The following is a 12,496-nucleotide window of genomic DNA, read 5'->3' on the forward strand; positions in this document are numbered from 1 at the left end:
GACCTCTCCTTTAAAATTCCAAGCCTTTTACTGCTGGAATCCCTTCATTGTAATAATGTTTCGTCGGTTCAATAGTTGAAACTAAATCTGCAATATCGATTAATTCTTGTTTTGCATTACGGCCTGTAATTACAACATGCATATGTTTTGGTCGGTTTTGAATGACGTTGATCACTTCATCTAATGGAATCACATCTTCAACTGGAAACTGTGTAATGCTTAGGGCATTGTTTAATTCATCTAATACTACAACGTCTACAGTTGAATCTTGAATGGCTTGTTTTGCTATTTCCCAACCTTTTTTCAAGGCTTCACGATGTTCCTCAGGTGTTTTTGTCCAAGTAAAACCGATTCCTAATTGTTCCATTGTCACCCCTAATTTTTTTAGAGCAAGGGCTTCACCATAAGTCCGTTCTTTCGATTTAATAAATTGTAAAAAACGAACGTTCATGCCGCGGCCAATTGCACGCAAAGTAAGACCTAAAGCTGAAGTTGTTTTCCCTTTACCATTTCCAGTATATATTAATATAAGTCCTTTTTGTTTCATCGATATTTCTCCTGTTTCTTTCATTCATTTACAGTGTTTTTCATATCATCTATATATTCTTCAAACCATTGGGCTTGTTCTCTGATACGTACCACTTCACCTACAATAATCATGGCAGGATTCCTAATCTGTGCTTTTACTGCTTGTTCAAAAATTGTTTCTAATGTCCCTGTAATCGTTCTTTGCCTTGTTGTCGTACCATTTTCAATTATTGCAACTGGGGTATCAGCTTTTTTTCCATGATGCATTAATTTATGACAAATATTTCTTAAATTACCTACGCCCATATAAAATGCTATTGTATCAATTCCGGAGAGGGAGTCCCAATTTAAATTATCAGAACCTTTATCTTTACTTCCGTGTCCTGTAACTAACGCAACAGTGGATGCATATTCACGATGGGTTAACGAAATTCCCGCATATTCGGCTGCTGCAACGCTTGCAGTAACGCCGGGCACAATTTCAAATGGTATTCCTTTCTTTTTTAATACTGCCGCTTCTTCTCCTACTCTTCCAAAAATACTTGGATCTCCACCTTTTAATCTGGTTACTACTTTTCCTTCTAATGCTTTTTGTACTAGAATTTCATGAATTTCCTCTTGGATTCGCATATGTTTTCCTGGAAGTTTTCCACAATATATAAGCTCTGCATTATATGGAGCATAATCTAACAATGCTAAGTTAATAAGCCGATCATATACAATGCAGTCAGATTGTTGAATACATTCAAGACCCTTAACGGTAATTAATTTCTCATCCCCAGGTCCAGCACCTACTAAATACACTTTTCCTAACCTCATATTTTCCCTCCCGAAACATTGTTGCTTCATATTTTTGTTCATCTTTTTCATTCTAAGATTATTAGATTGCATTTCGTTTCTGTTCTTGAAATTGTAAACATGCATTTATCCAGTTATCTACAAGTTTTGAATTGGAGGCGAAATGGAAATGAACATATCCTGCAATTAAAGAATGGAGAATGCAGCCAACTCGTTTTGCTCCAAATCGACTTTTCAATTCATAAGCTGGTGGATATAGTGAATTTGGCTGGAAAATTGAATAGTGGAATTCATGACCTTTCGCAACCTCTCCTTCTTTCATTAGGAAATTGTCATTCATGCCAAAAATTTCACGATATCCAAGGGCTGCAAGTGTGGACTGCATGGCTACTTTACCATCAATTACCCCAACCATTGGATAACTCATACCTTCTGTCGTCTCAATGGATTTTGTTAAATACATAAATCCACCGCATTCAGCAACAGTTGGAACACCTTTTTCAATCATTGCTTTGATGGATTGTTTCGACACTTCATTACTCGCTAACTTTTCAGCAAATTCTTCCGGGAAGCCTCCACCAATATATAAACCATCAACATCTTCCGGTACTGGATCATTTGCTAACGGTGAGAAAAAAAGAAGTTCTGCCCCTCGAGCTCGGAGCAATTGTAAATTTTCTTCATAATAAAAATTAAAAGCAGCATCTTTTGCTACTGCAATTTTCACATTCCCCTTTAAATTTTCTTCAAAAATAGAATGATTCACTTTTTCTAAGCTGTTTGTTTCAGAAATCGTTAGTAGTTTATTAAGATCAATCGTTTTTTCAACTTCTGTTGCCAGCATTTCAAAATAAGAATCTAAATCTCCCCGTTCAATAGCAGGAATTAACCCGAGATGCCTGCTTGGCAAGTGGAGTTCATTGTTTTTCTTCATATAACCAATCACAGGAATATGACATTCTTGTTCAATGGCAGCTTTTACAATGTTAAAATGGCTCTCACTTCCAACACGATTGGCTATTACGCCAACAATACGTGATGGTACATGGATTGTTTGAAAGCCTTTTACAATCGCAGCAGCACTTCTTGCCATACTTGCACAATCCACTACGAGAAGAACTGGACTCTCAGTAATGTCCGCAATATCAGCAGCAGAACCAGTATTTTCTAATGGATTTTTTCCATCAAAATACCCCATTACACCTTCAATAATTGTTATATCTGCATCACGACTATTGCGTTCCACAATATCGCGAATGACATCGTGGCTAAACATCCAACTATCAATATTTCGAGAAACTCGTTTTGTAACGGCAGTGTGATAGGTTGGATCAATATAATCTGGACCACATTTAAATCCTTGAACGACAAGATTTCGTTTTTTCAATGCAGCCATGATTCCGATTGTTAAAGTGGTTTTTCCAACCCCGCTCGATGTACCTGCAATCATTAATCTTTTTGCCACGGAAAATCCTCCTTATGCTCGAGTACCCCAACAGAAATTGTTACATTCCCACTTTTCTTTTTGACTAGAACTAGTGAATTTGATTGTAAATAACGTTTTGCTGCTGCTTCACTTACGGAATATGCTCCAGTATATTTATAAACCGTTTCTGATGGTTCTTCGATATGCATTTCATTCAATTCTTTAGCTGTGTACGTACAAAATTCCACATTTCTTTCGTTTACAACTTGCAATAAACCCTCTTCATCTTTCTTTAGATCAATCGTACAAATGGCTTTTACACTTTTTGATGAAAATCCTAACTCAAGCAACGTCTCTTCAATGACGAAATGAATTTCCTCCGCACTTGTTCCACGATTACAACCGATTCCTATTACAATTACTTTAGGCCTAAATATAATGCCGTATTGTAAAATTGGTGTCTCTTCTGGTGTGAGTAACCGATGAGTAACAATTAGAGCACCGCTTGGTTTTGCATTGATTGCTTCCAAAATGGATTGATAAATTTTTATATTTTCTGGTAATGGGCGATCATATATCCACCATGAACGCTCTCCACTTTCCTGTACAACAGCAACATGTTCTTCGTTCACAACAGCTGCACTAACCTTCGTTAAATGTTCTTCTGAATCCCAAACCCAACCGAACCGAGAGCCAAATAAATCAACAGCGATAGTTTGCTGAACATCTGATGCCGTCGTAATCACAGGGTTTGCATGAAGCAATGCCGCGATTTCTCGCGTTAATTCATTCGCTCCACCTAGATGACCGGAAAGCACACTGATTACATTTTTACAACAATCATCTATAACAACAACGGCTGGATCAATTTTTTTATCTTTTATAAGAGGTGCTATCATGCGAACAACTGCACCGAGAGAAATAAATAAAATCAGACCTTTATATTTGTTAAAAATCGCTGATAACAGAATTCGAACATTGCCATCATATAGTTGGATGCTTAAGCTATCTTCATCAGCTTTACAAAACTTTTGCGGATAATAAAGGTCACAATTAGGAAAAAGTCCTTGTAATTTCCGAGCAATTTCTACACTATGTTTTGTTATAGCAACAACTGCATAATCATTTTTTTGATGAATGTTTGGAATTTCCTCTTCCACAAGTTGAATCACTTTGAAACTCCTTTCCGATAGCCGTGAGTAAACTCGGCATCATAAAGCTTTGAGCGATACGTATCCTTTTCATAAAGGTTAGAGTCAAGTGCCCATCCTGCTAAAATCATGGCATGACTCCGAATGCCATTTTCTTTCATCGCTTGATCGAGATTCGCGAGTGTTGTACGAACGATTTTTTCATCTGGCCATGTAGCTTTTTGAATTACCGCAACGGGCGTGTCATCTTGCCAACCCGCTTCTTTTAATTCCTTCACTATTTTTTTCGTTAATGTTGCACTTAGGAAAAGAGCGATTGTACAATGATGGCTTGCTAAATCTTTTAATTTTTCTTTTTCCGGTACAGGTGTACGACCTTCAGCGCGGGTTAAAATAAGAGTTTGTGTTAATTCTGGAATCGTTAATTCTGCTTGTATTGCCGCTGCAGAAGCAAAAACAGAGCTTACACCAGGAATGATTTCTACTCCAATGCCTTCTTTTTTCAATAATGCTATTTGTTCAGCAATGGCACCATACATCGATGGATCTCCAGTATGAATGCGGGCAACTAATTTATCACGTTTTACTCGATCGACTATGATTGAAACAATCTCTTCCAAATGCATTCCACTTGTTTTAATAATTTCTGCTTCTTTCTTTGCTTTGGCAATTAATTCTTCATTAACAAGGGAGTCTGTATAAAGAATACAATCTGCTTCTTGCAACATTTGTAATCCTTTTACAGTTATTAAATCGGGATCGCCAGGACCTGCTCCAATTATCCAAATTTTCTTCATTTGCGCACCACCATTAATGATAAATAATTTAAATCGGCACCTTCTAATTCGTTGATATTCCATAAGATTTCCTCGTCAGATGTAACTTTTGTAACTACATGTGCCTTGTTTTCTAATCCTAATTCTCGAAGCATTTCTAGCAACACATCAATAACCTTTGCAACTTTTAGAAATACTACAGCATCATGATTTTCAATTGCTTTTCTCATCTTTTCAACATCATCATTTGCGGGAATGATAGCCACTTGTTCATCACCATCTGCTAGTGGAATGGTTAATCGGGATACTGCACCGTTGACGGAGGAAATACCGGGTATGGAATGAATTTCTACATCGGGATATTTTTCCTTCATTACTTTCATTAGATGAATAAAAGTGCTATATAATAACGGGTCTCCTTCAGTAACAAATGCCACATCTTTCCCTTGAGCAATTTTTTCATAAATTACATCAACGGCTTTATTCCATTCCCTCTCTAATACTTCCTGATTTTTCGTCATTGGAAATACAAGTCCTAACATTTCCTTTTCTTCAGGACGTATATAAACTTCTATAATCTTATACGCATAACTTTTTGAACCTCGCATTTTTTTCGGATAGGCTATTACAGGACATTCTTGAAGTTTCCGAAAAGCTTTAACGGTAAGTAATTCCGGATCTCCAGGTCCTACACCTATGCCATATAAAGCACCTTTACACATCCTCATCTTCCTTTCGTTTTGCACTTACAATAAACACAGGGTTTAATGGAGCGAATCGAGTCAACGATAATATTTGTTTACTTCTCGCAATTTGTACTTGGGTAACTTCTGTATGAAATCCTAACTTATAAAATATTTTGATAGATTCATATAAGTTTTCGATTGTTGCAGCATTTAGAACAATGCGGCCATTCTTGTTTAATCTTTCACAACATACGGTTAATAGTTCCTCCATGTTTCCACCCGTACCACCGATAAAAATAGCATCGGGATTCGGAAACTTATCAAGGCCTTCTGGTGCTTTTCCGTGTACAACAGTGAAATCAACCCGAAATTTTTGTTGATTAAGAAGACAGTTTTTGATATCTTCTTCATTTTTTTCAATGGCAAAAATTTTACCTTCTTTTGCAATCTTCCCTGCTTCAATTGCAACGGAACCGGTGCATGTGCCGATATCCCAAACAATACTTTTTTCATGTAAATTCAATGCACTAATGGATAAAACACGAACTTCTTTTTTCGTGATTAAACCTTTCTCCGGTTTTCGTTGATAAAACTCTTCATCATCTATGCCAAGAGACCAATTTTTTGTTTGCTGAATTTTTACTAAAATTACAACATTTAAAGGGGAGAAGCTTGCTCGCTTCATTTCTTCAAGCGTCATTTTTCTGCAACGTTCTTTTTCTCCTTGCAAGTTTTCAGCAATATATGCTTCATATTCGGTCATTCCAAACTCTATTAAGTATGATGCTAGATTATTTGGCGAATTATTTTCATCCGTTAATATAATCACTTTGTCTTTTCCATCGATTTTTTGCGCTAGTCCTTTAATCGGCCTTCCATGAATACTGACAAAATAAGCATCTTGCCAACTAATTCCGAACTTTGCTGCTGCAAGTTGAATTGAACTTACATAAGGATAAATTTCAACTGGAAGTTTTTTCGAAATGAGGCCTCCTATTCCATAGAACAATGGATCACCAGAGGCTAAAATCACAATGTTTTGATTCCTATTTTCTAGCTTTTCTATAACGCTCATTACTTTAGTTTTCAATAATATTTTTTCTCCATTAAAGTTTGGAAAAAATGATAATACTCTTTCTCCACCAACGAGAACTTCTGCACTTTCAATCCATTCGATGAGTTGTGGATGCAAACCTTGTGCACCGTTATCACCAATTCCAATCAATTTAATGGGCATCAATTATTTCCGCCTTTCCTAATAATTCACCTTTCATTGAATAAATCGTAGTTGAAACAATCAATCCGCCACCAACATGTTTTAAGATTTCTTTACAGCAAAGTTCCGATAATTTGTCAAAAAATTTCATACATCCTTGTTCTTTCATGATTTCCCCTACTTCATTTGCTGTATTTGCTTGAAGAATTTGTCTAACACTTTCATTGGTAGCGCCACTTTCTCTAGCAATGGATGCAAGAAATTCAAAATTGACTTGAGAACCTTTTGAATGAAGCATCATGGAACCTTGGGCAAGTTTTGAAAATTTCCCCATCATCCCGACTAAAGATACTTTCGGAATGCCTATTTGTTTGCACTGTTTCATTGAAAAACCAACAAAATCTCCCATTTCAATAAAAGCAACTTCAGGAAGCTCACCATACATGCTCATGGCAAATTTTTCACTTCTTCCACCAGTTGTAAAGACAAGATGTTCACTACCCGATGCTTTTGCTACAGAAATTGCTTGTACAATACTTGCCATATAAGCGGCGTTGGAAAAAGGAACGACTGTTCCCCTTGTTCCCAAAATTGAAATACCTCCAATGATGCCAAGACGACTATTTAATGTTTTTTTAGCAATTTCTTCACCCTCGGGGACAGTGATGATAATATTTACTCCGGTTTCAATTCCATATTGCTGTAAGACTTTTTCAACTTCTGTTTGAATCATTTTACGTGGAACGGGATTAATGGCAGCTAGTCCCACTTCAATTGGTAATCCAGGTTTTGTTACTCGGCCTACTCCCTTGCCGCCATCAATAAAAATTTCCTTGTCTTTTCTCCAAGAAACAGTTGCTTCAATAATTGCTCCATGAGTTGCATCAGGATCATCTCCACCATCTTTTATTACGGAACATTTTACTTCAAAATCTCTTATTTCACATTTTTCGATTGAAAATTCAACATCTTTTCCCACAGGCAGATGAATCATTACTTTTTTTTGTTCTAGCTTTGTGATTAATGCGATTAATGCCGCTTTAGCACATGCTGTTGCACAAGCACCCGTTGTATAACCTTCCCTAAGTTCAGAAGGATCTTTTCTTTTCTGTTTTTGCATATACCTCACACCTGATCAGCTAAAATCGAAATAGCATTTAATGCGGCAACGGTTACCGTGCTACCTCCTTTACGACCAACATTTGTGATATAAGGTACTCCTTTTAGTTTTAAAAGTTCCTCTTTCGACTCAGCTGCGGAAACAAATCCGACAGGCATCCCAATAATTAAGTCGGGTTTTGCGATGCCTTCATTGATAAGGTGAATTAACTCTAATAATGCTGTAGGAGCATTACCAATCGCATAAATTCCTCCTACATGTTCACGGATAGCTTTCCTCATGGACATAATTGCCCGTGTAACTCCTTCTTTTTTTGCTTCTTGTGCCACATCTTCGTCACCGATATAGCAATGCAAATCTCCGCCATATTTTTGAAATCGTTTCCTTCCTGAGCCGCTGACAATCATTTGAACATCGGCAATCACATGTTTTCCTTCTCGAATTGCTTTGATGCCTGCTTCAACTGCACCAGGAGAAAATACAACACTCCTTCCTAATTCAAAATCTGCTGAAGCATGAATAATTCGACGCACGACTTGCCATTCCAATTCAGAAAAATGATGTTCACCCATCTCTTCTTCAATAATGGCAAAACTATAATCATAAATTTTATTCGGTTCTACCGTAATCGGTTTAAAATTCATAGCACACCCTCGTTTCTTTGTATTTTTAAGAATTCTACAACTTCCTCCATTTTGTGAAACTCATTGCCAAATTGTATATTTGGTCTTGTAATCACAATCGTCTCAATCCCTAATTCTTTTGCAGCTTCTACTTTTTCATCAACAGCACCAACTTTTCCACTTTCCTTTGTTATCATGAGTGTCACTCCGAAATGCTTAAATAAGGCAGTATTTAACTCTTTTGTAAAAGGTCCTTGCATTGCTACAATATTTTTTTGAGGGAAGCCAAGTTGTTCGCATTTTTGCATATTATCGATTCGGGGAAGCATTCTGCAAATTACGCGAACATCATTTAGTGGCAATAATTTTTTCGCAAAGATTTCTAATGTTTTACTGCCGGTTGTTAACATGACAACTCCTTTTTTCTTTGCTGCGAGTTCCGCTGCTTCTTCGTAAGTTGAAACATAAATAATAGAGTCTTGTTCTAGCTTTGATTGTTCTCTTTCGTATCGTATATATGGGATTTTTAATTGTTCCGCTACTGATTTCGCTGTTTTATGCGCCTCTTCTGCAAAGGGATGACTTGCATCAACAATTGCAGTCACCCCATTTTTCTTTGAAAATTCAAACATTTTTTCTTCATTTAAGCGACCAACTCTTACATTCATTCCTTCATCAGTAAGTCTTTTTGCAGCAGATTCTGTTACTACAGTGGCTATTAGGGGGAAGCCTTCCTTTTTTAACAAAATTGCTAACTCTCGTGCATCGCTTGTACCTGCTAAAAACAGAATCATGGTTTCACTTCCGTTTTTTCATCATGATGATGATGTTCATGGTCATGATGGTGGTGATGATGTTCATGGTCATGATGATGATGAGAAATGAGTCCCAATTGCTTTAACCTTTGAATATTCTCCAAGTCCTTAACACCTTTTGAGTGTCCATTTAGTGCTTGATCCATTCGCTCAATGATCACTGATTTTAAAAGTGGATGATTTCCAAAATAATGTGCAATCTCTATTTTTACGTTCGGGTATTGTTCATTGAAACGCTCACAATATTTTTTCATTCGTTCGATTAAAATGCCTGTGAATAGAAAATATGGAAGCATAATTATTTTTTTCGCACCGAGTTTGATACAACGTTCAATACCCTCATCAACTAATGGTTCTGTCACTCCCATAAAAGCACTTTCTACTATTGGAACATCTAGTTTTTCCCATAAAAGTCTTGTAATCTTATAAAAATCACCATTTGCGTATTCATCGCTTCCACCACGAGCAATTAATAAAATCGCTGTGTCTTCATGTTTTGCCTGTGTATCAAAACCGATTTCTTGCAAACGCTCTAGTAAAATTTGAAGTATTTCTTCGTGAATTCCAACAACTTCACCATACGTAAATTTCACATGGGGATATTTATTTTGTGCTTCTACAATTTCAGCAGGAATATGAATTTTTGAATGTCCTGCATGTAGTAAAATAATCGGAATTACATATATTTCTGTTGCACCTTTTTCAACACAATAATCAATTCCTTGAGAAATGGTAGGTTCAGCAAATTCTAAAAAACAAGTCTCAACTAATAAATTAGCATCTATTAAAGGGGATAATTGCTCCACAAATTCCCTTACTTCATTATTTCCTGCTTCTAACTTACTTCCATGTCCTACAAACAAAATGGCTTTTGTCATTATTTTCTTCCTCCTAATCTACACAAGGGATCGGTTGTAAATTCAATTTTGGTTCATTATCTTGATATTCGTAGCCTGCTAGCACTTTTTTCCGTTTAAAATATTTAAATAGTCTTTCATTTGGATGAGCATGTTCTTTATATTCCTCAATAATTTTTTCGATTAAATCAACTAATTGATCCGCTTCTAGTCCTTCTTCAATTAATTGTCCAGGATGGGCCGTACGCCCAACTGGTTTTGCCCCTAAAAACACATCAAACTTACCTTTTCGGTAAACGATTCCGATATCTTCCATAACTGCGTTGTAACAAGCCATTCCGCATCCATTAATACCGATCTTTAATTCTTTCGGCATGGCTTTTCCTCCAAATCGTCTTTGAAGTTCTTCCGCGTATGGAATGGGTTCGGTTTTTTCACCATCACAAAAATCACAAGCTTTTACCGTAACGACATTTCCAACCGGCATCACTAGCAATCCAACGTTTGATATTTGCTCTACTATTTTTTTAGGATTATTGGTTGGAATACTTATGAGTAACTGATGATCCCTTGAATAGTCCATCCTTCCTTCATTTCCCACAATTTCTGCTAACAGCTGAAATTGCTCCGGAGTAAATCGTTTGTTTGCCACTCCAGGGCTTACCGCAAATTCAAAAATAGACATATTGCTTGGCTGTTCTACAACGAAATGTCGCTTTTGATCTAGCATGGCAATTGCTTCACATGCAAGTTGAAATGGCGTTTTTTGTTTAAATAGTTCACTTTCTTTCGAATCTAGATTTTCTAAAGACCAAGGTTCAGCTTCCTTTTTTAATCGTTCATGAGGTTTCAATGGTTGAATCTCGCTATCAAGCGTATATTTTCGTTTGTATCCTCTCGGTGTAATCATTAAGTCATCATACACAAAAGTGGAAGAATTTCCGATAATCACCGTTGTGAGCATACCAATCTCGTAATCTAGCATTTTTTCTAGCGTAGTAATTACAATATTTTGTCTCTCACGATAAGCACTCTTTACGAGTCCAACAGGCGTATTCGGTGACCGGTATTTTAATAAAATTCTCCTAGCCTCTACAATTTGTTTTGTTCTCCTACCGCTTTTAGGATTATATAAAGCAATTACAAAATCTGCTGCTGCCGCTGCTTCCAGTCTTTTTTCAATAATAGACCATGGCGTTAAATGGTCGCTTAAACTAATTGTGCATGAATCATGCATTATTGGAGCTCCAAGAAGGGAACCGCAAGAATGAACTGCAGAAATGCCAGGAATAACTTCAATTTCAACCCCGGTTTCTTTATTCCACCCTTGTTCAATGAGCACTTCATAAATTAAACCAGCCATACCGTATACACCTGAATCACCACTTGAAATGACCGACACATGGTGCCCCGCTTCAGCAAGTTTTATTGCCGCTTGTGCTCGTGATACTTCCTCTGTCATCCCTGTACTAATAATTTGTTGTTTGGAATCTAATAAATCTTTAATTAACTCGACGTAAGTTTTATAGCCAATGATTGTATCACTAGCTTTGATTGCTTCAACTGCACGATAGGTAATGTGATTAGCATCACCTGGACCAAATCCGACAATGTAAAGCTTTCCCTTCAAACTCATCACCCCTTTTAATTCTTTGCCTTCATGAAACAATCATGAAGTACATCTATTACTTTTTCTTTTGAACGTACATCATCTAGTTTTGAAATGAGTCCTTGCATTTTCATCATTTGCGCAATTTCGAATATTATGGATGTTTCTAAATTTGCTTCTTTCACAATGTCCTTGTTTTCTTCAAACAAACGATAAAAAGCACCGTGATATAACATTTCTCCATGATGCATCACAACGACTTCGTCAGCCCATTCATAAGCAAAGTCAATATCATGAGTAGAAAGAATGAGTGTTCTCCCGTCACAATGAAGTTCGTTTAACAATTTTCGTATTTTCCTTGTGTAATAAATATCTAAAGATGCAGTCGGCTCATCTAATATGATGACTTCAGGATCCATAGCAAGAACTCCAGCGATGGAAACTCGCTTTTTTTGCCCAACACTTAAAAAGTGAATCGGTTTATCTAATAATGATTCAACGTCTGTTTGATTAATTGCTTTCTCTATCAACGACTTTCGTTCCTGTTCTGCTAGATGTAAATTAAATGGCCCATAGGCAATATCATCCCAAACAGTTCCATTAAACAACTGGGTTTCTGGATTTTGAAAAACAATTCCAACCTTGCGTCTAACATTTAACAATTCTTTTTTTGAATAGGATAATGGTTGTCCTTTAAAATAAATTGTTCCGGAGGTTGGTTTTAATAAACCATTTAAATGCAATATTAAAGTGGATTTCCCTGCTCCATTACTACCTAACAAAGCAATTTTTTTTCCTTGATCAATTTGTAAATTTATTTTTTGTAAAGCTTCTGTTCCATCTTCATAGGTATAAGAAACTTCTTTCAATTCAAACAAAGGAGTATTCATT

The 12,496-nt window shown here is 36.5% G+C and carries 13 protein-coding genes; all 13 read right to left on the bottom strand.

The genetic code is table 11. The features are described from left to right. Positions 1 to 10 precede the first annotated feature (10 nt). Positions 11 to 547: a cob(I)yrinic acid a,c-diamide adenosyltransferase gene (locus NSQ18_RS00245; RefSeq protein WP_016837790.1), complete on the bottom strand. Its 537-nt coding sequence runs from the start codon at positions 545 to 547 to the stop codon at positions 11 to 13. 20 nt (positions 548 to 567) lie between these two features. After that, positions 568 to 1,347, bottom strand: a complete 780-nt coding sequence (gene cobA / locus NSQ18_RS00250; protein ID WP_016837789.1) for a uroporphyrinogen-III C-methyltransferase — start codon at positions 1,345 to 1,347, stop codon at positions 568 to 570. Between the two features lie 61 nt (positions 1,348 to 1,408). Beyond that, complete coding sequence (locus NSQ18_RS00255) at positions 1,409 to 2,776, bottom strand: cobyrinate a,c-diamide synthase (protein ID WP_040764497.1); 1,368 nt, start codon at positions 2,774 to 2,776, stop codon at positions 1,409 to 1,411. After that, positions 2,776 to 3,924, bottom strand: coding sequence for a cobalamin biosynthesis protein (locus NSQ18_RS00260; RefSeq protein ID WP_016837787.1), 1,149 nt, complete (start codon positions 3,922 to 3,924; stop codon positions 2,776 to 2,778). The genes NSQ18_RS00255 and NSQ18_RS00260 overlap by 1 nt, the downstream gene beginning before the upstream one ends. Then, complete coding sequence (gene cobM / locus NSQ18_RS00265) at positions 3,921 to 4,700, bottom strand: precorrin-4 C(11)-methyltransferase (RefSeq protein WP_016837786.1); 780 nt, start codon at positions 4,698 to 4,700, stop codon at positions 3,921 to 3,923. Before cobM ends, NSQ18_RS00260 begins: the two co-directional genes overlap by 4 nt. Next, complete coding sequence (cobI, locus tag NSQ18_RS00270; RefSeq protein WP_168412196.1) at positions 4,697 to 5,401, bottom strand: precorrin-2 C(20)-methyltransferase; 705 nt, start codon at positions 5,399 to 5,401, stop codon at positions 4,697 to 4,699. The genes cobM and cobI overlap by 4 nt, the downstream gene beginning before the upstream one ends. After that, a complete protein-coding gene (gene cbiE / locus NSQ18_RS00275) occupies positions 5,394 to 6,602 on the bottom strand; it encodes a precorrin-6y C5,15-methyltransferase (decarboxylating) subunit CbiE (RefSeq protein ID WP_016837784.1) in 1,209 nt (402 codons plus the stop codon). Before cbiE ends, cobI begins: the two co-directional genes overlap by 8 nt. Further along, a complete protein-coding gene (locus tag NSQ18_RS00280; RefSeq protein ID WP_016837783.1) occupies positions 6,592 to 7,701 on the bottom strand; it encodes a cobalt-precorrin-5B (C(1))-methyltransferase in 1,110 nt (369 codons plus the stop codon). Before NSQ18_RS00280 ends, cbiE begins: the two co-directional genes overlap by 11 nt. A 5-nt stretch (positions 7,702 to 7,706) precedes the next feature. Next, positions 7,707 to 8,345, bottom strand: a complete 639-nt coding sequence (locus NSQ18_RS00285) for a precorrin-8X methylmutase (protein WP_016837782.1) — start codon at positions 8,343 to 8,345, stop codon at positions 7,707 to 7,709. Then, positions 8,342 to 9,118 (bottom strand): precorrin-6A reductase, encoded by a 777-nt coding sequence (gene cobK, locus NSQ18_RS00290; protein WP_016837781.1) that lies wholly within the window; start codon positions 9,116 to 9,118, stop codon positions 8,342 to 8,344. The genes NSQ18_RS00285 and cobK overlap by 4 nt, the downstream gene beginning before the upstream one ends. Next, positions 9,115 to 10,017: a sirohydrochlorin chelatase gene (locus NSQ18_RS00295; RefSeq protein WP_016837780.1), complete on the bottom strand. Its 903-nt coding sequence runs from the start codon at positions 10,015 to 10,017 to the stop codon at positions 9,115 to 9,117. Before NSQ18_RS00295 ends, cobK begins: the two co-directional genes overlap by 4 nt. Positions 10,018 to 10,030: 13 nt before the next feature. Next, positions 10,031 to 11,632 (bottom strand): precorrin-3B C(17)-methyltransferase, encoded by a 1,602-nt coding sequence (gene cobJ, locus NSQ18_RS00300; RefSeq protein WP_026019029.1) that lies wholly within the window; start codon positions 11,630 to 11,632, stop codon positions 10,031 to 10,033. Between the two features lie 8 nt (positions 11,633 to 11,640). Beyond that, on the bottom strand, positions 11,641 to 12,495 hold the full coding sequence (locus NSQ18_RS00305) for an ABC transporter ATP-binding protein (protein ID WP_016837778.1): 855 nt from the start codon (positions 12,493 to 12,495) through the stop codon (positions 11,641 to 11,643). Position 12,496 lies beyond the last annotated feature (1 nt).

The sequence above is a fragment of the Ureibacillus sp. FSL K6-0786 genome, assembly GCF_037965165.1.
GTDB classification, from domain to species: domain Bacteria; phylum Bacillota; class Bacilli; order Bacillales_A; family Planococcaceae; genus Ureibacillus; species Ureibacillus thermosphaericus.